This is a genomic window from Agromyces sp. NPDC052230, assembly GCF_040679595.1.
GTDB lineage: Bacteria > Actinomycetota > Actinomycetes > Actinomycetales > Microbacteriaceae > Agromyces.
Genome location: NZ_JBFAVC010000006.1, coordinates 152805 through 178685, shown reverse-complemented (window position 1 = coordinate 178685; position 25881 = coordinate 152805). Strand labels below are relative to the sequence as shown.

The 25881-nt window shown below is 70.3% G+C and carries 25 protein-coding genes; 21 read left to right on the top strand and 4 right to left on the bottom strand.

Annotated elements, in window-relative coordinates; translation table 11 throughout:
* Positions 1–5 precede the first annotated feature (5 nt).
* The 12 genes from AB0K73_RS14435 to AB0K73_RS14380 all read left to right on the top strand — a co-directional run bounded on the left by AB0K73_RS14435 (position 6) and on the right by AB0K73_RS14380 (position 12675).
* Positions 6–857 (top strand): cell division protein FtsQ/DivIB, encoded by an 852-nt coding sequence (locus tag AB0K73_RS14435; RefSeq protein WP_360514188.1) that lies wholly within the window; start codon positions 6–8, stop codon positions 855–857.
* Positions 858–1016: 159 nt separating this feature from the next.
* Complete coding sequence (ftsZ, locus tag AB0K73_RS14430) at positions 1017–2234, top strand: cell division protein FtsZ (RefSeq protein ID WP_360514185.1); 1218 nt, start codon at positions 1017–1019, stop codon at positions 2232–2234.
* 4 nt (positions 2235–2238) lie between these two features.
* Positions 2239–2937, top strand: a complete 699-nt coding sequence (locus tag AB0K73_RS14425; RefSeq protein ID WP_360514182.1) for a YggS family pyridoxal phosphate-dependent enzyme — start codon at positions 2239–2241, stop codon at positions 2935–2937.
* Positions 2938–2970: 33 nt separating this feature from the next.
* The gene (sepF, locus tag AB0K73_RS14420; RefSeq protein WP_360514179.1) at positions 2971–3444 is read left to right on the top strand and encodes a cell division protein SepF; all 474 of its coding nucleotides are present in this window, start codon (positions 2971–2973) and stop codon (positions 3442–3444) included.
* 5 nt (positions 3445–3449) lie between these two features.
* On the top strand, positions 3450–3767 hold the full coding sequence (locus AB0K73_RS14415; RefSeq protein WP_360514176.1) for a YggT family protein: 318 nt from the start codon (positions 3450–3452) through the stop codon (positions 3765–3767).
* Positions 3768–3880: 113 nt separating this feature from the next.
* Positions 3881–4555 (top strand): DivIVA domain-containing protein, encoded by a 675-nt coding sequence (locus AB0K73_RS14410; RefSeq protein ID WP_360514173.1) that lies wholly within the window; start codon positions 3881–3883, stop codon positions 4553–4555.
* Complete coding sequence (lspA, locus tag AB0K73_RS14405) at positions 4545–5210, top strand: signal peptidase II (protein ID WP_360514170.1); 666 nt, start codon at positions 4545–4547, stop codon at positions 5208–5210. Before AB0K73_RS14410 ends, lspA begins: the two co-directional genes overlap by 11 nt.
* A gap of 2 nt (positions 5211–5212) precedes the next feature.
* Positions 5213–6133 (top strand): RluA family pseudouridine synthase, encoded by a 921-nt coding sequence (locus tag AB0K73_RS14400; protein WP_360514167.1) that lies wholly within the window; start codon positions 5213–5215, stop codon positions 6131–6133.
* 66 nt (positions 6134–6199) lie between these two features.
* A complete protein-coding gene (gene dnaE / locus AB0K73_RS14395; protein ID WP_360514164.1) occupies positions 6200–9718 on the top strand; it encodes a DNA polymerase III subunit alpha in 3519 nt (1172 codons plus the stop codon).
* A gap of 47 nt (positions 9719–9765) precedes the next feature.
* On the top strand, positions 9766–11073 hold the full coding sequence (hisD, locus tag AB0K73_RS14390; RefSeq protein WP_360514161.1) for a histidinol dehydrogenase: 1308 nt from the start codon (positions 9766–9768) through the stop codon (positions 11071–11073).
* 19 nt (positions 11074–11092) lie between these two features.
* Positions 11093–11566, top strand: coding sequence for a transcriptional regulator NrdR (gene nrdR / locus AB0K73_RS14385; protein WP_360514158.1), 474 nt, complete (start codon positions 11093–11095; stop codon positions 11564–11566).
* Positions 11567–11610: 44 nt separating this feature from the next.
* The gene (locus AB0K73_RS14380) at positions 11611–12675 is read left to right on the top strand and encodes a quinone-dependent dihydroorotate dehydrogenase (protein ID WP_360514155.1); all 1065 of its coding nucleotides are present in this window, start codon (positions 11611–11613) and stop codon (positions 12673–12675) included.
* Here the strand turns inward: AB0K73_RS14380 and AB0K73_RS14375 are convergent.
* Entirely contained in the window at positions 12648–13697 is a 1050-nt protein-coding gene (locus AB0K73_RS14375) for a phosphatase domain-containing protein (RefSeq protein WP_360514152.1), read from the bottom strand. The two genes, AB0K73_RS14380 and AB0K73_RS14375, sit on opposite strands and share 28 nt — an antisense overlap.
* A 117-nt stretch (positions 13698–13814) precedes the next feature.
* Between AB0K73_RS14375 and AB0K73_RS14370 the strand changes: the two genes are divergently transcribed.
* The 5 genes from AB0K73_RS14370 to AB0K73_RS14350 all read left to right on the top strand — a co-directional run bounded on the left by AB0K73_RS14370 (position 13815) and on the right by AB0K73_RS14350 (position 17735).
* Entirely contained in the window at positions 13815–14477 is a 663-nt protein-coding gene (locus AB0K73_RS14370) for a TetR/AcrR family transcriptional regulator (protein WP_360514149.1), read from the top strand.
* Positions 14478–14575: 98 nt separating this feature from the next.
* Positions 14576–15388, top strand: a complete 813-nt coding sequence (locus AB0K73_RS14365; RefSeq protein ID WP_360514147.1) for an ATP-binding cassette domain-containing protein — start codon at positions 14576–14578, stop codon at positions 15386–15388.
* The gene (locus AB0K73_RS14360) at positions 15385–16071 is read left to right on the top strand and encodes an ABC transporter permease (protein WP_360514144.1); all 687 of its coding nucleotides are present in this window, start codon (positions 15385–15387) and stop codon (positions 16069–16071) included. Before AB0K73_RS14365 ends, AB0K73_RS14360 begins: the two co-directional genes overlap by 4 nt.
* Entirely contained in the window at positions 16068–16784 is a 717-nt protein-coding gene (locus tag AB0K73_RS14355; RefSeq protein ID WP_360514142.1) for an ABC transporter permease, read from the top strand. Before AB0K73_RS14360 ends, AB0K73_RS14355 begins: the two co-directional genes overlap by 4 nt.
* A gap of 24 nt (positions 16785–16808) precedes the next feature.
* Positions 16809–17735 carry an ABC transporter substrate-binding protein gene (locus AB0K73_RS14350; protein ID WP_360514139.1) on the top strand — a complete coding sequence of 309 codons (927 nt, stop codon included), beginning with the start codon at positions 16809–16811 and terminating at the stop codon, positions 17733–17735.
* On the opposite strand, the gene AB0K73_RS14345 is transcribed toward AB0K73_RS14350, so the two are convergent.
* From AB0K73_RS14345 to AB0K73_RS14335, 3 genes are read right to left on the bottom strand one after another with little or no spacing between them, the layout of a single operon-like run.
* Positions 17732–18496, bottom strand: a complete 765-nt coding sequence (locus AB0K73_RS14345; RefSeq protein ID WP_360514136.1) for a DedA family protein — start codon at positions 18494–18496, stop codon at positions 17732–17734. The two genes, AB0K73_RS14350 and AB0K73_RS14345, sit on opposite strands and share 4 nt — an antisense overlap.
* A 39-nt stretch (positions 18497–18535) precedes the next feature.
* Positions 18536–19501 carry a M56 family metallopeptidase gene (locus tag AB0K73_RS14340; protein ID WP_360514133.1) on the bottom strand — a complete coding sequence of 322 codons (966 nt, stop codon included), beginning with the start codon at positions 19499–19501 and terminating at the stop codon, positions 18536–18538.
* Position 19502: 1 nt separating this feature from the next.
* On the bottom strand, positions 19503–19874 hold the full coding sequence (locus AB0K73_RS14335) for a BlaI/MecI/CopY family transcriptional regulator (protein WP_360514130.1): 372 nt from the start codon (positions 19872–19874) through the stop codon (positions 19503–19505).
* A gap of 111 nt (positions 19875–19985) precedes the next feature.
* On the opposite strand from AB0K73_RS14335, the gene AB0K73_RS14330 reads away from it, so the two are divergent.
* The 4 genes from AB0K73_RS14330 to cydC are packed head-to-tail and all read left to right on the top strand — an operon-like array spanning position 19986 to position 25801.
* Positions 19986–21398, top strand: coding sequence for a cytochrome ubiquinol oxidase subunit I (locus AB0K73_RS14330; RefSeq protein WP_360514127.1), 1413 nt, complete (start codon positions 19986–19988; stop codon positions 21396–21398).
* Between the two features lie 11 nt (positions 21399–21409).
* Positions 21410–22420: a cytochrome d ubiquinol oxidase subunit II gene (cydB, locus tag AB0K73_RS14325; RefSeq protein ID WP_360514124.1), complete on the top strand. Its 1011-nt coding sequence runs from the start codon at positions 21410–21412 to the stop codon at positions 22418–22420.
* 2 nt (positions 22421–22422) lie between these two features.
* Entirely contained in the window at positions 22423–24084 is a 1662-nt protein-coding gene (cydD, locus tag AB0K73_RS14320) for a thiol reductant ABC exporter subunit CydD (RefSeq protein WP_360514121.1), read from the top strand.
* Positions 24077–25801 (top strand): thiol reductant ABC exporter subunit CydC, encoded by a 1725-nt coding sequence (cydC, locus tag AB0K73_RS14315; protein ID WP_360514118.1) that lies wholly within the window; start codon positions 24077–24079, stop codon positions 25799–25801. Before cydD ends, cydC begins: the two co-directional genes overlap by 8 nt.
* Positions 25802–25881 lie beyond the last annotated feature (80 nt).

The window sequence follows — 25881 nt, the reverse complement described above, 5'->3', positions numbered from 1 at the left end:
CGGCGGTGGCGACCGCGGACCGCGTGGCCACCGAGCCGATCCCCGTGGTCGCGGCATCCGTCGCACCAGAACGCACCGGGGTGCCGCGCGACGCGCGTGCCGCCAAGCGGGCGCTCAAGGCGGCGGCGCGGGAGCGGCGGCGCTACGAGCGGCAGGAGGTGCGACGCTTCACGAAGCGCTCACGCCGCCGGCGCATCACCTGGGCCGTGGCAGTGGGTTCGATCCTCGCGCTCGTCGCGGTGGTGGCCGCGGCCGCCTACTCGCCGCTCATGGCGCTCCGCGAGGTGCGTGTCGAGGGTGCGCAGCGGATCCCGTCCGGTGAGGTGCAGGCGGCGTTCGACGGCGTGCTCGGCACCCCGCTGCCGCTCATCGAATCGAGCGAGGTGCATGCGGCGCTCTCCGAGTTCCCGCTCATCGAGACCTACGCGACCGAGACGATCCCGCCCGGAACCCTCGTGGTCCGCATCGTCGAGCGCACGCCTGTCGGGGTCATCGACACGGAGTCCGGCCTCGAGCTCGTGGACGCGGCCGGGGTGGTCATCGAGCGTCCCGACGAGCGCCCCGAGGGGCAACCCCTGATCGAGGTCGAGGGCGGCGTGGCCGACGAGGGCTTCCGTGCGGTGGCGGGAGTCGTGCGCACCCTGCCGCCAGAGGTTCGGGCGCAGCTCACCCGGGCGACCGCCGAGACCGTCGACGACGTGCGCCTCGAGCTCGCGGGCGGCGCGACCGTGGTGTGGGGGAGTGCCGAGGAGTCGGCGTTCAAGGCCACCGTGCTCGCGGCGCTGATGCGGGGCGCACCGCCCGACGAGGTGGCGGTGTACGACGTCTCGGCGCCCTCGAGCCCCGTCACGCGATGACCAGCGGCCCGAAACCGTGGGCGGATCGCGACACGCGGGACGACCTTGACGCGTGGGGGCGGGGTGGGCACCTACCTTCGGAAGAGGAATTGCATACTCAGCAAAACTTTAACCTTCGACTAGAGGTTCAAGGTTCAGAGTTCGCACGGAAGGCCGGTCATGTCGACTAACCAGAACTACCTCGCCGTCATCAAGGTCGTCGGCATCGGCGGGGGCGGTGTCAACGCCGTCAACCGCATGATCGAACTCGGCCTCCGCGGGGTCGAGTTCATCGCCATCAACACCGACGCGCAGGCGCTGCTCATGAGCGATGCCGACGTCAAGCTCGATGTCGGGCGGGATCTCACCAGGGGTCTGGGTGCGGGCGCCGACCCCGAGGTCGGCCGACGCGCCGCCGAGGACCACGCCGAGGAGATCGAGGAGGCGCTCGCGGGTGCCGACATGGTCTTCGTCACGGCCGGCGAGGGCGGTGGCACCGGCACCGGCGGCGCCCCTGTGGTGGCTCGGATCGCGAAGTCCATCGGCGCGCTCACGATCGGTGTCGTGACGAAGCCCTTCGGCTTCGAGGGCAAGCGCCGCCAGACCCAGGCCGAGCAGGGCGTCGCCCGCCTGAAGGAGGAGGTCGACACCCTCATCGTCGTGCCCAACGACCGCCTGCTCGAGATCAGCGATCGCGGGATCTCGATGCTCGAGGCGTTCGCCACGGCCGACCAGGTGCTCCTCGCCGGTGTGCAGGGCATCACCGACCTGATCACGACGCCCGGCCTCATCAACCTCGACTTCGCCGACGTCAAGTCGGTCATGCAGGGAGCAGGCTCCGCGCTCATGGGCATCGGATCGTCCCGCGGTGCCGACCGTGCGATCAAGGCCGCCGAGCTCGCGGTGGCGAGCCCGCTGCTCGAGGCGTCCATCGACGGTGCGCACGGCGTGCTGCTGTCGATCCAGGGCGGCTCGAACCTCGGCATCTTCGAGATCAACGACGCCGCTCGGCTCGTGCAGGAGGCCGTGCATCCCGAGGCCAACATCATCTTCGGTGCCGTCATCGACGACACCCTGGGCGACGAGGTGAGGGTCACGGTCATCGCCGCCGGATTCGACGGCGGCGAGCCGGGTTCGAAGCCGCAACCGGTCGAGGCCAGGCGCACGAGCTTCGTGCCCGCGGCGGTCGGCGCGAGCGTGGGCGCGCCGAGCGTGGGCGCCTCCGGTCTCGGCGGCGGCGGTGAGACGGCCGACGTCATCGGCGAGATCAACATCGACGAGCTGGTCGAGACCGCGAACTGGGGCGAGGCGCCCACCGCGGCCGCCGACCAGATCGTCTCCGACCCCGCCTTCGACGAAGCCGACGACGACCTCGACATCCCCGACTTCCTGAAATGAGCGGATGCGAGACGGCCGCCCCGGAGCATCCGTGAGCGCCCTCGCCGACCGCCTCGCGGCCGTGCAGGGGAGTGTCGCGGATGCCGCGCGCGACGCCGGCCGCACCCCCTCGGAGATCACGACCATCGTCGTGACGAAGTTCCAGCCGGTGTCGCTCATCGCGGAGCTCGCGTCGCTCGGCGTGCGCGACGTCGGCGAGAACCGTCACCAGGAGGCGAAGGCGAAGGCCGAGGCCCTCGCCGAGCTCGACCTGCGCTGGCACTTCGTCGGGCAGTTGCAGAACAAGAAGGCGCGCCAGGTGCGCGCCTACGCCTCGGTGATCCACTCGGTCGACCGGATGTCGCTCGTCGACGCACTTCGTTCCGACGAGGCATCCGTCGACTGCTTCGTGCAGGTCGACCTCACCGAAGACCCCGGACGCGGCGGTGTCGCCCCAGAGGGACTCGACGAGCTCGTCGAGCACGTGCTCGCCACCCCGGGGCTGCGTCTTCGCGGCCTCATGGCGGTCGCGCCGCTCGGCGAGCCCCCACGACCCGCGTTCGCACGGGTGCGCCTCCTCTCGGAGCGCATCCGGCGACTCGCATCCGATGCGACCGACTTGTCCATGGGGATGTCCCACGATTTTCGTGAGGCGATTCTGGAGGGCGCGACACACCTGCGCATCGGCACGGCAATCACGGGGAATCGGCCGGACGCCGGTTAGCCTCGAACAGACGGAAACCAGACGGAGGCAGCGATGTCGAACCCGCTCAAGAAGACCATGGTCTACCTCGGCCTCGCCGACGAGGAGCTCGAGCAAGAGCAACAGGCCGCACCGGCGCCCGCTGCACCCATCGTGCACGCCGCGACCCCCGCCCCGAAGACCGGCGCGGCCGTCACGCCGCTGCGACGCCACCATGTCCAACCGACCACACCGCAGGCGGAGATGAACGAGATCCTCACCGTGCACCCGCGTCAGTACCGTGACGCCCAGGTGATCGCCGAGTCCTTCCGCGAGGGCGTTCCCGTGATCATCAACCTCTCGCAGATGTCCGACGGCGACGCACGTCGCCTCATCGACTTCGCGAGCGGGCTTTCCCAGGGCCTCTATGGCAAGATCGAACGCGTGACCAGCAAGGTGTTCCTGCTCTCCCCGGCCCACGTGGTCGTCTCGGGCGAAGCCGGCGAAGCCGAAGGCGACGTGGAAGCGTCGTTCTTCACGCACGCGTAGTCGCCGTGGGCGCACTCGTCGTCGTCTGGAACATCCTCTACGCGCTGCTCCTGATCTATTTCTTCGTGATGTGGGCGCGATTCGTGCTCGATCTCGTGCGCACGTTCAACCGGTCGTGGCGCCCGCGCGGCCCGTGGCTGGTGATCGTCGAAGCCGTCTACACGGTGACGGATCCGCTCGTGCGCTTCTTCCGGCGGCTGGTGCCGCCGATACGCATCGGCCAAGTCGCACTCGATCTCGGGTGGAGCCTGGCCATGCTGACGGTCATCATCGCGATGACCGTCGTGTCGTGGTTGGCCGACCTCGCGCAGGCGAGCGGCTGACCATCTCCTGCGAGGGTGGACGACTGCGCCCTCTGCACTGCGGCCTTCGCAAGGCTTTGCTACCGTTAGCTGAACGTGACCGAACAGTTCGACAGATTTGAGGGTGGGAAGCCATGGCGCTAACTCCGGAAGATGTGGTCAACAAGCGCTTCCAGGCGACGAAGTTCCGGGAGGGCTACGACCAGGACGAGGTCGATGACTTCCTCGATGAGGTGGTCGTCGAACTGCGCCGGCTGAACCAGGAGAACGAAGAACTGCGCCAGCGGCTCGCCGCGGCCGAAGCCCGTGCTGCGGACGCCGGCAAGGCCGCGCCCGCCGCGCCGGCCCCTGCCGCGGTCTACGCCGAACCGGCCGCACCGCCCCCCACGGTGGCCGTGCCCACCCAGGCGCCCGTGCAGCCGCAGTCGGAGCTCGACGAGCAGACCTCGACCACCAACCTGCTGCAGCTGGCTCGCCGCCTCCACGAGGAGCACGTGCGCGAGGGCATCGAGAAGCGCGACGCGCTCATCGCCGAGGGTCACGCGACCGCCGCGCGAGTGGTGGCCGAGGCCGAGGCCAAGCAGCGTGCGCAGATGAACATCCTCGACCAGGAGCGACTCGCCCTCGAGAAGCGCGTCGACGAGTTGCGCGTCTTCGAGCGCGAGTACCGCCAGAAGCTCAAGAGCTACATCGAGGGCCAGCTGCGCGAGCTCGACACGGCCGCACCCGTTCAGGTGTCGGGCAGCCAGGGCTTCTCCTCGGTGAACGAGCAGACCCCGGCTCCGACCTTCCAGGGCTTTGGCGGCTGAGCGGGCCGCGAAGGTCGGCACCGCAACTGCACTCCTCATCCTGGTGGCCGCCGCCCTCGTGGTGTACGGCATCGACCAGCTGAGCAAGTACCTCGTCGTCACGAACCTCACCGAGGGTGAGATCGTGCCGGTGCTCGGCAACGTGCTGCAGTGGCAGTTCGTGCGCAATCCGGGTGCCGCGTTCTCGCTCGCGAGCGGCATGACGTGGATCTTCACGATCCTCGCGGCCGGCGTGATCACGTTCATCGCGTGGTTCGCCCGTCGCATCCGCTCGGTCGCATGGGCGCTCGTGTTCGGCCTGCTGCTCGGCGGCGTGCTCGGCAACCTCACCGACCGGCTCCTGCGCGAGCCGAGCTTCGGCCTGGGGCACGTCATCGACTTCATCTCGACACCGTGGCTCATCCCGGCGATCTACAACGTCGCCGACATCTCGATCCTCTCGAGCATGGCGCTCTTCATGCTGCTCACGATCCGCGGAATCGGGCTCGACGGCACCCGCGAGCCGAAGCGAGCGGATGCCGCGGCCGACGCCGAACCGCAGACGGACCGCGGGGCGGAGACGCCGGGGGCGACGACGAGCGAACGTCCCGACGCGGATGCCGCCGGCGACGGGCGGACGCCGCTTTCGGGCACGCCGCTCGCCGCAGAGTCCTGAGCATGGAGCACCGCTCGTTCCCCGTTCCCGACGGGCTCGACGGGGTGCGCGTCGACCAGGGGCTCGCGAAGCTCCTGGGCTTCTCGCGCACGCAGGCCGCCGACATCGCCGCGGCCGGCGGCGCCGTGCTGGACGGTGCGGTCGTCGACAAGTCCGATCGGCTCCGCGGGGGTGCCTGGCTCGAGGTGAGCTGGCAACCGCCGCGCACCCTCGAGGTCGAGGCGATCCCGGTTCCCGACCTCGGCATCGTGCACGACGACGACGACCTCGTGGTGGTCGACAAGCCCGCGGGCGTGGCGGCGCATCCGTCGCTCGGCTGGGAGGGGCCGACCGTGGTCGGCGCACTCGCGGCCGCCGGCTACCGCATCTCGACGTCGGGCGCGTCCGAGCGCCAGGGCGTGGTGCACCGGCTCGACCAGGGCACGAGCGGGCTCATGGTCGTCGCGAAGTCCGAGCGGGCCTACACCGACCTCAAGCGCCAGTTCCACGACCGCGAGGTCGAGAAGGTGTACCACACGGTCGTGCAGGGGCATCCCGACCCGCTGTCGGGCACGATCGACGCCCCGGTGGGCCGGCATCCGCGTTCCGAGTGGAAGTTCGCCGTGGTGGCGGGTGGCAAGCACGCCGTCACCCACTACGAGACGATCGAGGCCTTCCCGTACGCGTCGCTCCTCGAGGTGCAGCTCGAGACCGGCCGCACGCACCAGATCCGCGTGCACATGGCGGCGCAGCGGCATCCGTGCGCCGGCGACGCCATGTACGGCGCGGACCCGACGCTGTCGGCCCGGCTCGGCCTCGAGCGGCAGTGGCTGCACGCGCACCGGCTGTCGTTCGCGCACCCGGGCGGCGGCGAATGGACGACCTTCGAATCGGACTATCCGGCCGACCTCGCTCACGCGCTCGAGGTGCTGCGGCAGGATTGAACGTGGGTGGTCGACCCTAGACTGGGAGACCCCGCCCAGCTCGCTGCAACACCGAAGAGGAGCCCAGTGGCCGCCGATTCCTTCGTCCACCTGCATGTGCACAGCGAGTACTCGATGCTCGACGGCGCGGCCAGGGTCGGGGAGCTCATCCAGAAGGCCAAAGACGAGGGCATGCCCGCCGTCGCGGTCACCGACCACGGCAACGTGTTCGGTGCCTACGACTTCTGGAAGCAGGCGACGGACGCCGGCATCAAGCCGATCATCGGCACCGAGGCCTACATCACGCCGGGCACGCACCGCAGCGACAAGACCCGCGTGCGCTGGGGCGGCGGTGGTGGCGACGATGTGTCGGGCTCGGGTGCCTACACCCACATGACGCTCCTCTCCGAGACCACGGAGGGCATGCACAACCTCTTCCGCTTGTCGAGCCGCGCGTCCATCGAGGGCTACTACTTCAAACCCCGTATGGACCGGGAGCTGCTCCAGACCTACTCGTCGGGCCTCATCGCCACCACGGGCTGCCCGTCGGGCGAGGTGCAGACGCGCCTCAGGCTCGGGCAGTACGACGAGGCGCTGAAGGCGGCATCCGACTACCGCGACATCTTCGGGCGCGAGAACTACTTCGCCGAGATCATGGATCACGGGCTCGGCATCGAGCGGCGCATCATGGACGACCTGCTGCGGCTGGCGAAGCAGCTCGACCTCCCGCTGCTGGCCACCAACGACCTGCATTACACGCACGCGCACGACGCGAAGAGCCACGCGGCACTGCTCTGCGTGCAGTCCGGCTCGACGCTCGACGACCCCAACCGATTCAAGTTCGATGCCGACGACTTCTACCTGAAGAGCGCGGCCGAGATGCGGCACGTCTTCCGCGACCACCCCGAGGCCTGCGACAACACGCTGCTCATCGCCGAACGCGCGAACGTGCAGTTCAACACCAGCGCGAACTACATGCCCCGCTTCCCCGTGCCCGAGGGCGAGAGCGAGGAGAGCTGGTTCGTCAAGGAGGTCGAGCGGGGACTGCACGTGCGCTACCCGAACGGCATCCCCGACGAGGTGCGCCGACAGGCCGACTACGAGGTGGGCGTGATCACCCAGATGGGGTTCCCGGGCTACTTCCTCGTGGTCGCCGACTTCATCAACTGGTCGAAGAACAACGGCATCCGCGTCGGCCCGGGCCGCGGTTCGGGCGCCGGCTCGATGGCGGCCTACGCGATGCGCATCACCGACCTCGATCCGTTGCAGCACGGGCTCATCTTCGAGCGGTTCCTGAATCCCGCTCGCGTCTCGATGCCCGACTTCGACGTGGACTTCGACGAGCGCCGCCGCGGCGAGGTGATCCGTTACGTCACCGAGAAGTACGGCGACGAGCGCGTCGCCCAGATCGTGACGTACGGCACCATCAAGGCCAAGCAGGCACTGAAGGACAGCTCCAGGGTGCTCGGCTTCCCGTTCGGCATGGGGGAGAAGCTCACCAAGGCGATGCCCCCGACCATCATGGGCAAGGACATCCCGCTCGCGGGGATCGTCGACCCGCAGCATCCGCGGTACAAGGAGGCCGGCGACATCCGGGCCCTCATCGAGACCGACGCCGAGGCGAAGACGGTGTTCGAGACGGCGCTCGGCCTCGAGAACCTGAAGCGCCAGTGGGGCGTGCACGCCGCGGGTGTCATCATGTCGAGCGACCCGCTGGTCGACATCATCCCGATCATGAAGCGCGAGCAGGACGGCCAGATCGTCACGCAGTTCGACTATCCCGCGTGCGAGGCGCTCGGCCTCATCAAGATGGACTTCCTGGGGCTGCGCAACCTCACCATCATCGACGACGCGCTCGACAACATCGAGGCCAACCGCGGCTTCCGGCCGGTGCTCGAAGACCTCGCGCTCGACGACCCCGAGGCGTATGCGCTCCTCTCCCGCGGCGACACCCTTGGGGTGTTCCAGCTCGACGGCGGACCGATGCGTTCGCTCCTGCGCCAGATGAAGCCCGACAACTTCGAGGACATCTCGGCCGTCATCGCCCTCTACCGCCCGGGGCCCATGGGCGCGAACTCGCACATCAACTACGCGCTTCGCAAGAACGGGCTCCAGCCGATCACGCCCATCCACCCCGAGCTCGAGGAGCCGTTGAAGGAGATCCTCGACACGAGCTACGGCCTCATCATCTACCAGGAGCAGGTGATGGCGATCGCCCAGCGCGTCGCCGGGTTCTCACTCGGCCAGGCCGACATCCTGCGCCGCGCGATGGGCAAGAAGAAGAAGTCCGAACTCGACAAGCAGTACGAGGGCTTCTCCGGCGGCATGAAGGCCAACGGCTTCTCGGATGCCGCTGTCAAGACCCTCTGGGACATCCTGCTGCCGTTCTCCGACTACGCCTTCAACAAGGCGCACTCCGCCGCCTACGGCGTGCTCAGCTACTGGACGGCGTACCTCAAGGCGCACTTCCCGGCCGAGTACATGGCGGCGCTCCTCACGAGCGTCGGTGACGCGCGCGACAAGCTCGCGCTCTACCTCAACGAGTGCCGCCGCATGGGCATCAAGGTGCTGCCGCCCGACGTGAACGAGTCCATCGGTTTCTTCGCCGCCGTCGGCGACGACATCCGGTTCGGGCTCGGCGCGGTGCGGAACGTGGGCTTCAACGTGGTCGACGCGATCCGGGGCGCCCGCGAGGAGAAGGGCCGGTTCGAGTCGTTCCACGACTTCCTGAAGAAGGTGCCGGTGCAGGTGGCGAACAAGCGCACCGTGGAATCGCTCGTGAAGGCGGGCGCGTTCGACTCGCTCGGCCACACCCGCCGTGCCCTCGTCGAGATCCACGAGGGCGCAGTCGAGTCGGCCGTGAAGGAGAAGCGCGCCGAGGAGGTCGGCGACATCGGGTTCGACTTCGACAGCCTCTTCGAAGACCATGAGCGCGACGCCGCCCCATCGCTCGTGCCCGACCGGCCCGAGTGGGCCAAGCGCGACAAGCTCGCCTTCGAGCGCGAGATGCTCGGGCTCTACGTCTCCGATCACCCGCTTGCGGGCCTCGAGGCACCGCTCGCGAAGCACGCCTCGACGACGATCACCGAGCTCGTCAGCTCGGATTCCACACAAGACGGCGACACGGTCACCATCGCCGGGCTCGTCACCAGCGTCCAGCACCGCGTCGCCCGCCAGAGCGGCAACCAGTACGGCATGATCCAGGTCGAGGACTTCTCGGGCGAGATCACGGTCATGTTCATGGGCAAGGCGTACCAGGAGTTCGCGCCGGGGCTGAAGAGCGACTCGATCGTCGTCGTGCGCGGGCGGGTGAGCCTGCGCGACGACGGCATGAACCTGCACGCCTACAGCGTGTTCTCGCCCGAGCTCGGCCAGGGCGACGAGTCGGGGCCGGTCGTCATCTCGCTGCCAGACGTGCGCGCCACGACCGACACGATCTCGGCCCTCGGCGACGTGCTCATCCGGCATCGGGGCGACACCGAGGTGCGGCTGAAACTCGTGAAGGGTCGCACGGCGCGCGTCTTCGAGCTCCCGTACCCGGTGCGCGTGACGGCCGACCTCTACGGCGAGCTGAAAAGCCTGCTCGGGCCGAACTGCCTCGTGTGACGGGCGCCGAGGCTGCGCCCAGCGTGCCCCGGTACGCTGGAACGGCCATGCTGCGAACCATCGATCTCCGCGGAACCCGTCCGTCTGCCACCGAACTGCTCGCCCTCGTCCCGCGTGCCGCGACCGATGTCCCGGCCGCCCTCGACGGTGCTCGGGCCCTCATCGATGACGTGCGGGAGCGCGGCGAGGCGGCGCTGCTCGACCAGGCGGAGCGATTCGACCGCGTGCGACCCACCGCCGTGCGGGTGCCGGCCGAAGAGCTCGCCGCGGCGCTCGAGGCGCTCGAGCCCGACATCCGTTCGGCCATCGAGGCGACCATCGAGCGCGTGCGATCCGCGAGCCGCGCCCAGGTGCCCGCCCCGCAGCGCACCGTGCTCGCGAACGGCGCCGTCGTCGAGCAGCGCTGGCAGCCGGTCGCCCGGGTCGGCCTCTACGTGCCCGGCGGCAAGGCCGTGTACCCCTCGAGCGTCGTCATGAACGTGGTTCCCGCACAGGTTGCGGGCGTGCGCTCGATCGCCCTCGCATCGCCGGCGCAGGAGGCGTTCGGCGGGCGCGTGCACCCCATCGTCGCGGGAGCCGCGGCGTTGCTCGGCATCACCGAGGTGTACGCCATGGGCGGCGCCGGTGCCATCGGTGCCTTCGCATACGGCGTGCCCGGCATCGGGCTCGAACCGGTGCAGCGGGTCACCGGCCCCGGCAACGTGTTCGTCGCCGCCGCCAAGCGGCTCGTGCAGGGCGTCACGGGCATCGACGCCGAGGCGGGGCCCACCGACATCCTCGTGATCGCCGACGACTCCGCCGACCCCGACTTCGTCGCCGCCGACCTCGTGAGCCAGGCCGAGCACGACGAGCTCGCGGCATCCGTGCTCGTCACCGAGTCGCCCGACTTCGCCGCCCGGGTGCTCGAGCGACTCGAGGTGCGCGTCGCCGCGACCAAGCACTCGGCGAGGGTGCGCACGGCCGTCGAGGGTGCGCAGTCGGCCCTCGTGCTGGTCGACGACCTCGAGCAGGCGACCGATTTCGCCAACGCGTTCGGCCCCGAGCACCTCGAGATCCAGGTGCGCGACAACGACGCGGCGCTCGCGCGCATCGAGAACGCCGGAGCGATCTTCATCGGCGACTACTCGCCAGTCAGCCTCGGCGACTATGCCGCCGGGTCGAACCACGTGCTGCCCACGGGCGGGCAGGCTCGCTACGCGGCCGGACTGTCTGCGGCGACGTTCCTGCGCCCGCAGCAGGTGGTGCGCTACGAGGCGGACGCGCTGCGCGAGGTCGCCCCCGCGATCGCGGCGCTCTCGACGGCTGAGGACCTGCCTGCGCACGGCGAGGCCGTGGCGGCGCGCTTCGCGAACTGACCCCTAGGCTGGGAGCACCATGTACTGCCCCTTCTGCCGTCACCCGGATTCCCGCGTCATCGACTCGCGCACGAGCGACGACGGACTCTCGATCCGGCGGCGCCGGCAGTGCCCAGAGTGCGGCCGGCGGTTCTCCACGACCGAGACGGCGAGCCTCGCGGTGATCAAGCGCTCGGGTGTGATCGAGCCGTTCAGCCGCGAGAAGGTCGTCGCGGGCGTGAAGAAGGCCTGCCAGGGACGGCCGGTCACCGACTCCGACCTCGCCGTGCTCGCGCAGAAGGTCGAGGAGACCATCCGGTCGACGGGGGCGTCGCAGATCGAGGCCAATGACATCGGCCTCGCCATCCTGCCGCCGCTGCGCGAGCTCGACGAGGTCGCGTACCTCCGCTTCGCGAGCGTCTACCAGGCCTTCGAGTCGCTCGACGACTTCGAGTCGGCGATCGGGCAATTGCGCGCCGAGCACGGCCGGCTCCCCGCGCGTCCCGTCGAGTGAGGCGAACGGCCGCCATGCAGCCCTCCGATAGCCTGAGTGGCGGCATGTATCGACTCCTCTTCTCCCTCGTCCTCAGCCGCCTCGACCCCGAAGACGCGCATCACGTCGCATTCCGGTTCATCCGAATGCTGCCGACCCTCGGTCTCGGCCGGCTCGTCGAGCGCTTCACCGCCCCCGACACGTCGCTCGCGGTGCAGGCGCTCGGCCTCCGCTTCCCGTCGCCGTTCGGCGTCGCGGCCGGCTTCGACAAGGACGGCCTCGCCGTGCGGGGCCTCGGGCAACTCGGTTTCGGCCACGTCGAGGTGGGCACCATCACGGCGATCGCCCAGCCGGGGAACGAGCGACCCCGCCTGTTCCGCCTCGTCGCCGACCGCGCGCTCATCAACCGCATGGGCTTCAACAACGGCGGGGCGGATGCCGCGGCCGGCCGCCTCTCGCGGCTCGCACGTCTGACCCACCGTCCGGTGCTCGGCGTGAACATCGGCAAGAGCCGCGTGACGCCCGTCGAGGACGCCGTGGGGGACTACGAGCGCAGCGCGCGCCTCCTCGCGCCGTACGCCGACTACCTCGTCGTCAACGTGAGCTCGCCCAACACGCCGGGCCTGCGCGGCCTGCAGGAGCTCGACGCGCTCGCGCCGCTGCTCGAGACAGTGCGCGCCGCGGCCGGCACGACGCCGCTCCTCGTGAAGATCGCGCCCGACCTCGCCGACGACGAGGTGCTGCGCATCTGCGAGCTCGTGGTTCGGCTCGGGCTCGACGGCATCATCGCCACGAACACGACGATCTCGCGCGAGGGGCTTCGCACCGCGGCATCCGTCGTCGACGGCATCGGCGCAGGTGGCCTCTCCGGCGCGCCGCTCGCCGCCCGGTCGCTCGAGGTGCTCCGGCTCATCCGGGGCTGCGTACCGGCCGAGCTGTGCGTGATCTCGGTGGGCGGCGTCGACACCGCCGCCGACGTGCAGGAGCGCCTCGACGCCGGCGCGACGCTCGTGCAGGGCTACACGGCCTTCATCTACCGCGGTCCGCTCTGGGCGCGCGACGTGAACCGCGGGCTGGAGCGCATCCGGCGCTCACACGCGAGTCAGAGCACGCCGACGTCGGCCAGCTGATCGGCGAGGTTCGACCCGTCGCTCGCTGACACCCACGGCACGTTCGCGCCGTGCTGTTCGGCCTTGTTGCGTCCGCCGGCGAGCACCGCCTCACCCGTGGAGAGGCGGCGGATGGCGACCGCGGCGATGCGCTCGGGATGCTCGGCGGCGAACCGGGCGTAGAGCTCCTCGTCGTGCTGCCCGTCGTCGCCGACCAGCAGCCAGCGGATCTCGGGGAACTCGCTCGCGATGCGGCGGAGGTTCTCCTCCTTGTGCGCACGGCCGCTGCGGAACCAGCGATCGTGCGTGGGCCCCCAGTCGGTGAGGAGGAGGGGACCCGCCGGGTAGAGGTTGCGCGAGAGGAACCTCGTGAGGGTCGGTGCGACGTTCCATGCGCCCGTCGAGAGGTAGATCACGGGCGCCCCCGGGTGGGCGCGCACGAGACGTTCGTACAGCACGGCCATGCCCGGCGTGGGGATCCGGGCGTGCTCGTCGAGCACGAACGTGTTCCAGAACGCGACGAACGGGCGGGGGAGCGCCGTGACCATGACGGTGTCGTCGACGTCGGAGATGAGGCCGAAGCGCACCTCGGGCCCGACGATCCACACCGGCGCCTCGACGGTCTCCGCGCCCTCCGTTCGCAGCGACACCTGGTGCCAACCGGGTTCGAGGGTGACCGGGACCTTCGTGTCCACGACGCCGCCACGGTCGGCCAGGACCTCGATGCGCTCGTCGCCGATCTCGATGATCACGGGCACATTGCCGACCGGGACGCTCGTGAAGCTCCGCCAGCCGCGGATGCCCTGCTCACGCCGACGACGGCGGCGCTTCGACGCGTCGGCCGGCAGGGGGCGGGTGAGCAGCACGCGGCAGAAGACGCGCACCCACTCGGTGGACCCGTAGCCGGTGTACGGCACCACCGTCGGCACGTGCCCACGACGCCGGGCCCAGCGCTCGCGGATGTCGTGGAGCCAATCCTCGAATCGCGCGGCTCGATGCCGGACCTGCCGCTCGCGGGATCCGGCCGGGGTGGGGGAGCTCACCGGCATCCCCTCAGTCTGTCATGGGCCGCGAGGCGGTCGCGAAACGCGGCACGCGACCGTGGTCGGCCCGCGGCGGATGCGCCGGGTAGAGTGGACCCCGCAAATGAGGGAGGTTCCGTGCCGAAAGTCGACCTGATCCTTGGGGCCGATCCGAGCCGCAAGCGAGCGGTGCGCACGGAGCCGACCCAGCGACGCAGCACCCAGCGACTCGACGCGCTGCTCGACGCCGCGGCGGAGATCGTCGACGAGACGGGTTTCGAGCGCCTGACCACGCAGATGGTCGCCGAGCGGGCCGGCGCGTCGATCGGCACGGTGTACCGGTACTTCCCCGATCGCGTGGCCGTGGTGCAGGCGCTCCGCGAGCGTTCGATCCGCCGTTACCGCGAACGAGTCGCCGACGACATGGCGCGTACCGAGATCGAGACGTGGCGCGACGTCGTCGATGTCGCCCTCGACTCGTGCGCGGCGCTCTACCGCGATGAGCCGGGGTTCAGCGTGGTGCGCGCCGGCCGGCGAGAGACCGCTGAGGGCGACGTCGAGCCCGAGTTCGCCCATCGTATGGCGCAGTTGATCGAGGCCGAGTTCGAGACCGACACCGACGCTGCCGAACTGCGGTTCCGTCTGGGTGTGGCGATCGAGCTGGGCGACGCGCTCATCAGTCGCGCGTTCCAGCGCGACGCCGCCGGCGACGAGCGATACCTCGCCGAGGCGAAGCGGCTCGTGCACGAGTACCTCTCGGACCATCTGAGCGGCGTGCGCGCCGCCCGCAGCGCCGCCTGACGTCGGCGCGGCGTGCGTCGCGTTGCCGCGCGGCGGGAATGGTGTTTGGCTGGAACCAGTTGGTTCAGGTGACCACCCGACCGGATTGAGGCGGCCAGATGATCGAGTTCCGCGGCGTCACCAAGCAGTTCCCTGACGGCACCGTCGCCGTCGAGGGCGTCGACATCGTGATGCCCGCGCACAAGACGACCGTGCTCGTCGGTTCATCGGGCTCCGGCAAGACGACGCTCCTGCGCATGGTCAACCGCATGATCGACCCGACGGCCGGGCAGGTGCTCATCGACGGCACGGATGTCGCGACCGTCGATCCGGTGGCCCTCCGACGCGGCATCGGCTACGTCATGCAGAACTCGGGACTGCTGCCGCATCGCAAGGTCGTCGACAACGTCGCGACCGTGCCGGTCCTGCGTGGCACGAGCAAGCGGGAGGCCCGGGCGCATGCGCTCGAGCTCCTCGACACCGTGGGGCTCGACCGCTCGCTCGCCGACAAGTACCCGGCGCAGCTCTCGGGTGGGCAGCAGCAGCGCGTGGGCGTAGCCCGCGGGCTCGCGGTCGATCCGAACATCCTGCTGATGGACGAGCCGTTCGGGGCGGTCGACCCGATCGTCCGGGCCGAGTTGCAGCAGGAGCTGCTGCGCCTCCAGGGCGAATTGGGCAAGACGGTCGTGTTCGTGACGCACGACATCGACGAGGCGTTCCTCCTCGGCGACCAGGTGGTCATCCTGCAGCAGGGCGGCCGGATCTCGCAAGCGGCGTCGCCGGCCGAGATCCTCGCGAACCCGGCCGACGACTTCGTCGCGGATTTCGTCGGTGCGAGGCGCGGCAAGCGGGCGCTGCACATCACCGAGATCGATGGGCGGCGGCTCGTCGTCGACGCCGACGGTCGCCCGGCCGGCGTCCTGGCATCGTGAACTGGCTCTGGTCGAATCTCGACCGGGTCGGCGAGCTCATGCTCGTGCACCTGGCATTGTCGGTGCCCGCGATCATACTGAGCTTCGTGGTGTCGGTCCCGATCGGATGGCTCGCCCACCGGTACCGGTGGTCGCGTGGCGTGCTGCTGTCGCTGTGCGCGCTCCTCTACGCCATCCCGTCGCTCGCGTTGTTCATCGCCCTCCCCGCGGTCACGGGCCTGAGCCTGCGATCGCCGCTCAACCTCGTCATCGCGCTGACGCTCTACGGTGTCGCGGTGATCGTGCGCACGGCCGCCGACGCGTTCGACGCCGTGGAGGGCGACGTGCTGCAGTCGGCCACCGCGATCGGGTACTCGTCCGCCGGGCGATTCTGGGCCGTGCAGCTGCCGCTCGCGGGCCCCGTGCTCCTCTCGGGCCTCCGCGTGGTCATCGTGAGCACGGTGAGCCTCGCCACCGTCGGCGCGGTGATCGGCGTGCAGAGCCTCGGCAGCCTCTTCACCGACGGGTTCCAGCGGGGCATCCAGGTCGAGATCATCACGGGCATCGTCGCCACCATCGTGCTCGCGCTCGTGCTCGACTGGCTCACAGTTGCGCTCGGGCGCCTGCTCATGCCGTGGTCCCGGGCCGATTCCGCGACCGCACGTGTCGCCTCCACGACGCTCGTGAAGCAGGAGGATGTGTGAACCTCTTCCTCGACGCCCTCGCCTGGCTCGCCGACCCCGTCAACTGGACCGGCTCCGGCAGCATCCCGCAGCGCCTCGCCGAGCACCTGTGGGTCTCGCTCGTGGTGCTCGTCATCGCGGCGGCCATCGCCCTGCCCGTGGGCGGGGCGGTGGGGCATACCGGCCGCGGACGTGAGCTCGCCGTCCGGATGTCCGGCGGCCTCCGCGCGCTGCCGACCCTTGGCGTTCTCACCCTCTTCGGCTCATGGATCGGCATCGGCCTCGGGGCGCCGATCCTCGCACTCGTCATCCTCGCCATCCCGCCGCTCCTCGCCGGCGCGTACGCGGGCTTCGAGTCCGTCGACCGGCGCACCATCGACGCGGCCCGGGCGATGGGCATGCGCGAGGGGCAGATCGTCGGCAAGGTCGAACTGCCGCTCGGCATGCCGATCGTCGTCGGCGGCATCCGCTCGGCGACGCTGCAGATCATCGCGACCGCGACCCTCGCCGCGTACATCGCCGACGAGGGACTCGGCCGCTTCATCTTCGCCGGACTCAAGACCCGCGATTACGGCGAGATGCTCGGCGGCTCGATCCTCGTGATCGTCTTGGCGCTCCTCGTCGACGGGCTCTTCGCGATCGTGCAGCGCCTCGTCGTGCCCGCCGGCGTGCGGGCCACTCGCACCACCGAACTCCGCTCCCGGCCGACCCGGCCGCGGGCGGCCGTGGGGTAACCCAACACCGAAGGGAATCTGAGAATGATCACAGCAGGAAAAGGCCGGCTCGTTGCCCTGGCAGCGGTCGCGGTCGGGGCGACAGTGGCCCTGGCAGGGTGTGCATCGGGTGATCCGCTGGACAGCGGATCGGGTGAGGGCGAGGGTTCGTCCGAGACCCTCGTCGTCGGTTCGCAGGACTACTACTCGAACGAGATCATCGCCGAGATCTACGCCCAGGCGCTCGAGGAGAACGGCTACACGGTCGAGCGCGAGTTCCGCATCGGCCAGCGCGAGGTCTACATCCCCGAGATCGAGGATGGCGCGATCGACGTCTTCCCCGAATACACCGGAAACCTCCTCCAGTACTACGTGCCCGACACCGAGGCCACCACGAGCGACGACGTGTACGCCGAGCTCGAGACGTCGCTGCCCGAGGGCCTGCGCGTGCTCGACCAGTCGCCCGCGACCGACCAGGACTCGTACAACGTGACGAAGGCGTTCTCCGACGAGAACGGCGTGACGAGCCTGGCCGACCTGAAGGACGTCACGACGCCCATCACGCTCGGTGGCAACTCCGAGCTGGCCACGCGTCCGTATGGGCCCGAAGGTCTGAAGTCGGTGTACGGCGTCGATGTGGCCTTCACGCCGATCGAGGACAGCGGCGGCCCGCTGACCCTCAAGGCCCTCGTCGACAACCAGGTGCAGATGGTCAACATCTACAGTGCCGACCCCAACATCGCCGCGAACGACCTCGTGACGCTCGAAGACCCCGAGGGTCTCTTCCTCGCGTCGAACGTCGTTCCGGTCGTGAGCGAGAAGGTCACCGACGAGATCGCCGAGGTCATCAACACGGTGAGCGAGGCACTGACGGCCGAGGACCTCGTGGCCCTCAACGCGTTGAGCGTCAACGAGCAGCAGTCGGCCGACCAGATCGCCGCCGACTGGCTCGCCGAGAAATCGCTCTTCTAGCGGTTCCCGCGATGGCCAGGAGGGTCGGACGCTTCGGCGTCCGGCCCTTCGTCGTCACCGGGAAGGACCTCGACCATCCGCACCACCCCGTCGGGCCCCACGGGAGGCACGATCGCGCTCTCGGCCTCCTCCATGTGCTTGGCCTCGGCGCGCACGAGCGCCTTCTTGATCGCCCACACCACGACGAGGAACAGCACGATGACCGCGACGAAGGCGTAGCCGGCCCAGTGCAGCTCGCGGCTGAGCTCCCGGTATCCGTCGGCCGCGAGCCAGCCGACGGTGACGTACGAGAAGGCCCAGATCACGCACGCGGGCAGCGTCCAGGCGATGAACTTGCGATACCGCATGGTGCTCATGCCGACGGTGAGCGGGATCAGCGAGTGCAGCACCGGCAGGAACCGCGAGATGAAGACCGCCGGGCCGCCGCGCCGGTCGAGGTACCGCTGCGCACGCGCCCAGTTCTCCTCGCCGATGCGTCGGCCGAGCCGTGAGCGTTGGATGTGCGGCCCGAACCACCGCCCGATGCCGAATCCGATGCTCTCGCCGACGATGGCGCCCGCGATGACGGTGAGGGCGAGGGCGATGTACTCGACGGGCCCCCCGACGGCTGTCGACGCGACCAGCACGATGGTGTCGCCCGGCACGACCAGTCCGATGAGCACCGAGGTCTCGAGCATGATGCCGAGACCGGCGAGCAGTGTGCGCGCGACCGGGTCGACGGACTGCACCGTGTCGAGGATCCAGTCGAGGAGCTCGTTCACCGTTCGAGCGTATCCGCGGGGACCGGCCGCCGCCTCACACTAGGGGACGATTCCGAGGAGCGCCGCGTAGCCCCCCAGGGGGATGGCGACGAGGATCACGGATGCCGCGAGCACCACGCCGCCAACGGTATGCGGCAGCGGCTCGCCACCCTCTCGCACGTCGGTCGGGGTATCGACGCGATCCAGGCGCTCCAGGCGCGCCGCGAGCATCGCCGCATCGGGGCTCGCCCCCGGCCCGGCATCGGCGATGGCACCCGATTCACCCGCGTTCCCCACCCGAAGCAGCGCACCCCGCAGTGGGGCGGTGCCGACCTGGCGACGGGCGCCGTCGTCGGCGAGCATCTCGGTGAGGGTGACGACCGAGCGCTCGGCGCGATTCGCGATGGGGAACCACGGGATGGCGCTGTGCCACGCGCGGAACGCGAGGCGAACGAGGTGGTGCAGTTGGTCGAGGTGCGTGCGCTCATGGGCGATGACGGCCGCGAGTTCATCCTGGTCGAGCGCTTCGATGAGGCCGTCGGTGAGCACAGTGGTGGTGCGGATGCCGGGCACGCAGTAGGCGAGCGGCACGGGGTGGGCGAGCACGCGCGTACGCGGGTCGCCCGGCATGGGATGGCTCAGGACGTCGACGAGCTGGTGCTGGCGGCGTCGCTCCCGTTCGGCGCGTACTGCCGTGAAGGCGAGGTTGAGCATGAGCAGCAGGGCCACCGCGCCGGCGAGCGCGAGCGCCGCGATCTCGAGGGCGCCGTAGGCCGGAGGGATGGGCCCTTCGAGGAGCACCGGGGCGAGGTCGGCGATGGCGGCGGGCAACGAACCGCCCGGCGCCGCACCGAAGGCGAGGAGGCATCCGATCATCGACAACCCGCCCGCGAGCGCGATGGCCTCCCACAGGGCGAGTGCGACCGCGGGCGCCCGGGCCGGCCACGCCGCTCGCGAGAGCAGCACCGGCACCGGCCAGGCGAGCGCGAGGGCGAGCGCGCCGAGCACGCCGGCGACGAGGAACACGTCAGTGGTGTGCGAGCTCGTCGAGGAGTCGCCGCAGCGTGTTCGCCTCGCCTTCGCTCACCGTGCCGACGAAGCGCGCGAGGGCCGCGGCGCGATCGGTGGACTGGTCGAGCACCTCGTGCATGAGTTCGGCGGTGTGCTCCTCGCGACTGAGGAGGGCCCGATAGCGGTGGGGGCGCACGTCGCGCGATCGCGACACGAATCCCTTGCGCTCGAGCCGCGAGAGCACGGTGAGCATCGTCGTGATCGCAACCGTGCGGCTCGAGCCGGCGCGCACGGCGAGCGTGTCGCGCAGTTCGTTCGCCGTGAGGGCAGCATCGTTCGTCCAGAGCAGCTCCATCACGGACCGCTCGAGTTCGCCGAGACTCGCCATGACCCCAGCGTACCGCCGCAGCCCCGAATGTTCTACGCTCGGTAGAAGAACGGTCTTCTACGAGTTGTAGAATCTCATCGGAACCGTCGCCACGTCGTGAAAGGGACCTCCGTGAACGAACTGCTGGACCCGCTGCTCCTCGCCCGATGGCAGTTCGGCATCACGACCGTCTACCACTTCCTGTTCGTGCCACTCACCATCGGCCTCGCGACCGTCACGGCCGTCTTCCAGACCGCGTGGTACCGCACCGGCAAGGCCGAATACCTGCGCATCACCCGGTTCTTCGGCACGATCTTCCTCATCAACTTCGCCATGGGCGTGGTGACCGGCATCGTGCAGGAGTTCCAGTTCGGCATGAACTGGTCGGAGTACTCGCGCTTCGTCGGCGACGTGTTCGGGGCGCCGCTCGCCATGGAGGGCCTGCTCGCCTTCTTCTTCGAGGCGACCTTCATCGGGCTCTGGATCTTCGGCTGGGACAAGCTGCCACGCGGACTGCACCTCGCAACCATCTGGGCGACGGCGGTCGGCACCATCGTGTCGGCGTACTTCATCCTCGCGGCGAACGCGTTCATGCAGAACCCGGTGGGCTACGAGCTGAACGCCGAGAAGGGCCGCGCCGAGCTCGTCGACATCTGGGAGGTGCTCACCAACCCGGTCGTGCTCGCCGCCTTCCCGCACACCATCGCCGCGAGCTTCATGGTCACGGCCGGCCTGATCATCAGTGCCGCGGCTTGGCACCTCGCGCGCAACCAGCACCTCGACACCATGCGGCCCGCCCTGAAGTTCGGGCTGTGGACGATGGTCGGCGCCGGCCTCCTGACCACCCTCTTCGGCGACCAGTTGAGCCTCGCGATGGTGGCCACGCAACCGATGAAGATGGCGGCCGCCGAGGCCACCTACGACACCGTGTGCGGCGCAGCCGCCTCGTTCTCGCTCTTCACGCTCGGCACGCCCGACGGGAGCACCGAGCTCTTCTCGATCCGGGTGCCGTACCTGCTGTCGTTCCTGTCGACGCACACCTTGGACGGCTGCGTGGAGGGCATCAACGACCTGCAGGCGCAGTACACCGAACTCTGGGGTCCCGGCGACTACACGCCCATCATCTGGGTGACCTACTGGTCGTTCCGCTGGATGATCGGGCTCGGCCTCCTGCACGTGTTCATCGCGGTCGTCGGCCTGTGGCTGACCCGCAAGGGCCGCACGCCGCGACAGCCGTGGGTGTGGAAGATCGCCGTCTGGAGTTTCCCGCTGTCGATGGCCGCCATGAGCGTCGGCTGGATCTTCACCGAGATGGGCCGCCAGCCCTGGATCGTCTTCAGCCTGCTGCCGACGGCCTCGGCGGTCTCTCCGAACGTCACCGGCCTCGACGTGCTCATCTCGCTCGTCGCATTCACGATCGTCTACGGCGCGCTCGCGGTGGTCGAGGTGCGGCTCGTGATCCGGGCGATCCAGAACGGGCCTCCCGAGGTCGGCGAGCCCGATCCCGAGACCGGCCGGGTCGAACCCGCCACCACGGTGTACTAGGAGGAAACGCAATGGATCTCACGGTGCTCTGGTTCTGGATCGTCGCGTTCCTGTTCGTCGGCTACTTCGTACTCGACGGCTTCGACTTCGGCGTCGGGATGTCGCTGCCGTTCCTCGGTCGCGACGACACCGATCGGCGGGTCGTCATCAACACGATCGGCCCCGTGTGGGACCTCAACGAGACGTGGGTGATCGTCGCCGGCGCCTCGCTGTTCGCCGCGTTCCCCGAGTGGTACGCGACACTGTTCTCGGGGTTCTACCTGCCGCTGCTCCTCATCCTGCTCGCGCTCATCGCACGCGGCGTGTCATTCGAGTATCGGCACCAGCGACCCGAGGCGCAGTGGAAGCGCCGGTTCGACCTGATGATCATCGTCGGCTCGGCGGTGCCCGCGCTCCTCTGGGGCGTCGCGTTCGCGAACATCGTGCAGGGCGTTCCGCTCGACGCCGACCACAACTACACCGGCACGCTGTTCGACCTGCTGAACCCGTACGCCCTGCTCGGCGGTCTCACGACGCTGCTGCTGTTCTTCACCCACGGCGTGGTGTTCGTGTCGCTGAAGACCGACGGCGACCTGCGCCTCCGCGCCCGGCGGCTCGCCGGTCGCTCGGGCATGGCCACGATCCTGGTGGCGGCGGGCTTCCTCGTCTGGACGGGTCTCGCGTTCGGCACGTTCTGGTTCTGGGTTCTCGCGGCGGTGGCCGCCCTCGCCCTCATCGCGGGCTGGCTGGCGAACGCCCGCGGTGCCGAGGGCATCGCGTTCACGTTCCTCGCGATCACGGTCGCCACGGCCGTGGCGGCGCTGTTCGCGGCGCTCTTCCCCGACGTCATGCCCGCGTCGAACGACCCGGCGAACAGCCTCACGATCGCGAACGCGTCGAGCTCGCAGTACACGCTCACCGTCATGAGCTGGGTCGCGCTCGTGTTCATGCCGCTCGTGCTGGTCTACCAGGGCTGGACGTACTGGATCTTCCGCAAGCGCGTCACGCGTGCCTCGGTCGAGGCCGCCGCCGCCGTGCACTGACCGTGAAGCCTCTCGATCCCCGACTCATCCGGCGCTCACGTGCTGCCCGCTGGTTCCTCCTCGCGGGCGGCGCGCTCGCGCTCGTACAGGCGGGTGCCGTGCTCGTGTTCGCCTGGGCGCTCGCGTCGCTGGTGGTCGGGCTCATCGAGGGCGAGCGGATGCCGCAGGCCTGGCCGCTCCTCGTCGCACTCGTCGTCGCGGCATCCGTTCGGGCCATCGCGGCCTGGCTCTGGGACCTGGCGGGCTCTGCCGGCGCATTGCGCGTGAAGGCGGAGCTGCGAGCCGAGCTCCTCGAGGCGCTGGAGGCGCGACCGACCGGCGTTCCGGGCTTTCCCACGGCGCGCATCGCCACGCTCCTCGGCCCGGGGCTCGACGCGCTCGACGGCTACTTCGGCGCCTACCTGCCGCAGCTGGTGCTGAGCGTCATCCTCACGCCGATCCTCATCGCGGCCGCGTGGATCGCCGACCCGCTGTCGGGGCTGGTGCTCGTGATCGTGCTGCCGCTCATCCCCGTGTTCATGGCGCTCATCGGCCTCGCGACGGGCGCGGTGCAGCGCCGGCAGTGGGCCACCCTCGCCACGCTCTCCCGGGGATTCCTGGAGGTCATCGGCGGGCTCTCGACGCTCGTGGTGTTCGGGCGCGCCGAACGCCAGGTCGGCCGCATCCGCGCGGTCACCGACGAGTATCGGTCGCGCACCATGAAGGTGCTGCGCATCACGTTCCTCTCGGGCTTCACGCTGGAGTTCGCGGCGAGCCTCTCGGTCGCGCTCGTCGCCGTGTCGATCGGCCTGCGACTCGTCTCGGGCGACATGACGCTCGCACCCGGGCTGTTCGTGCTCGTGCTGGCGCCCGAGGTGTTCCTGCCGCTGCGGAACGTGGGCGCCGCGTTCCATTCCTCGGCCGAGGGCGTGACGGCGTCGACGGATGCGTTCGACCTGCTGGATGCCGCGGCACCGGGCGGCGAGGCCGCTGGGAGTGCCGCCGCTCCCGTTTTCGCGCCGACTCCTGCTCCTGCCGCCGAGCTCGGCTCCAGTGACGGGTCGGGCCTCCGCCTGGTCGACGTCCGCGTGCGGCGGGGAGACCGGGTCGTGCTCGACGGCGTCCGCCTCGATGCGCGGGCCGGTGCGGTGACGGCGATCACGGGGGAGAGCGGCTCGGGCAAGTCGTCGCTGTTCGCGGCGATCCTGGGGTTCGAGACGTCCGAGGGCGGGATCCTGCTCGACGGTCGGCCGCTCCGCCCCGGTGATCGGTCGGCGATCGCCTGGGCCGGCCAGACGGCCACGCTCTTCGCCGGGTCGATCGTCGACAACGTGCGCCTCGGCGACGAGTCGGCGGCGCCCGAACTCCTCGACCGGGCCCTGCGCCTCGGCGGCGTCGAACTCGACCCCGAGCGCCGGCTCGGCCCCGGCGGCGCCGGACTCTCGGGCGGACAGGCCCAGCGCGTCGCCACGGCACGGGCCGTCCACCGTCTGCTTGCGCGCGAGGGCCGCGTGCTGCTGCTCGACGAGCCGAGCTCGGCGCTCGACCCGCGTCGCGAGGCCGAGCTCGGCGGCGCACTGCGCGAACTCGCCGCCGAGGGCCGCGTCATCGTCGTGGCGACCCACCGATCGGGACTCGTCGCGTTCGCCGACACCGCGCATGACCTGGCGGTGGTGCATGCCTGATCCCACCCGCACCATGCTGCGACGCGCCGTGCCGTCGGCTCGCCGGCTTCTCCCCGCCGTGCTCGCGGGAATCGCCTCGGGCGGATCGGCCGTCGCGCTCCTCGCCTGCTCGGCCTGGCTCATCGCCCGCGCCGCCGAACAGCCGCCGGTGCTCTACCTCTCGCTGGGCATCGTCGGGGTGCGGGCCTTCGCGCTCGGCCGCGCCGTGTTCCGCTACCTCGAACGCCTGACGGGCCACGACGCCTCCTTCCGGCAACTCGCCGAGATCCGGGCCGGCGTGTTCGAGCGGATGCTGCCGGTCGCACCCGACGGCCTCGCTGCGACCCGGCGCGGCGACCTGCTGGCGCGCTTCGTCGGCGACGTCGACGAGTTGCAGAACGTGCCCCTTCGCGTGGTGCAGCCCGTGATCAGCGCGCTCGTGGTGCTCGTGCTCTCGGTCGTGGGCGTTGCGCTCATCGCACCCGGATCCGCCGTGGCGGTGCTCGGGTGCCTCGTGCTGGGCGTCGGCGGCACACTGCTCGTGCAGCGCTGGGCGGCGGTGCGCGCCGAGCGCACGCTCGCGCCCCTGCGTGGACAGCTGCAGGCCGCGATCGTCGACCACGTGCAGGCGCTCGACGTGCTGGTGGCGTTCGATTCGGCGGCCGCGGGGCGCCGCGCCATCGAGGCGATCGGCGCGCGGCTCGGGCGTGCCACGCGCGCACGGGCGGCGGCAACCGGTGCGGCGTCAGCGGCCATGACCGCCGTCGGCGGCGTCGCCGTGGCGGCCAGCCTCGCGGCATCCGCCCCGCTCCTCGAGGCCGGACGCATCGACGGACCGACGTTCGCGGTGCTCTGCCTCGTGCCGCTCGCGATCGCCGAGGTCGCCGCCGCGCTGCCGCTCGCGGCGAGCGCCCTCCGCCTCGCGCGGTCGAGCGCCGAGCGGGTCGCGCACGCCGTCCCCGGCGAGGTGCCCGACGGAATCCCGCGCGCGCCCGCCGATCCGGCGCCGCCGCCCGCGGCCTCGCCTCCGCCCACGATCAGCCTCCGCGGCATCCGGGCCCATTGGCCGCGCCTCGACGGCCCCGACGACCCGCTGCAGCCGGTGCTCGACGGACTCGACCTCGACCTCGCGCCTGGGGAGCGGGTGCTGGTGCGCGGTGGATCGGGAGCCGGCAAGACCGCCCTCGCGCACGTGCTCGTGCGGTTCCTCGATCACGCGGGCTCGTATCGGCTCGGCGGCGTCGAGGCGTCGACCCTCGACCCCCGCGCCGTACGGCGGCTGGTGGGACTCGTCGAGCAGCGTCCGTGGCTGTTCGACGAGGACCTGCGGCAGAACCTCATCTTCGCGCGCGACACGGCGAGCGACGACGAGCTCCTCGACGTGCTGGAGCGGGTGGGCCTGGGCGGATGGGTGCGGGAACGCGGTGGCCTCGATGCCCGGGTGGGCGAGCGGGGCGCGCTCGTGTCGGGCGGGCAGGCGCAGCGCATCGCGCTCGCCCGGGCCATGCTCGCCGACTTCCCAGTGCTCGTGCTCGACGAGCCGACCGCGAACGTCGACCCCGATCGCGCCGACGCGCTGCTGCGCGACCTCACGGATGCCGCGGCGAGATCAGGCCGCACCGTCCTGCTCATCTCGCACACCACGGTCGACCCGGAATTCGTCGACCGGGTGGTCGCGCTGGAGCACGGTCGGGTCGCGAGGCCGGCAGCCCTTCCGACCGAGCATCGCGTGCGTTAGCGTCGGCGCCAACGGCTGCGATCACCGAAGCTCCGGCCAGATCGACTGGGCCTACAAGGGCCACCAAGCACTCCGCTGAT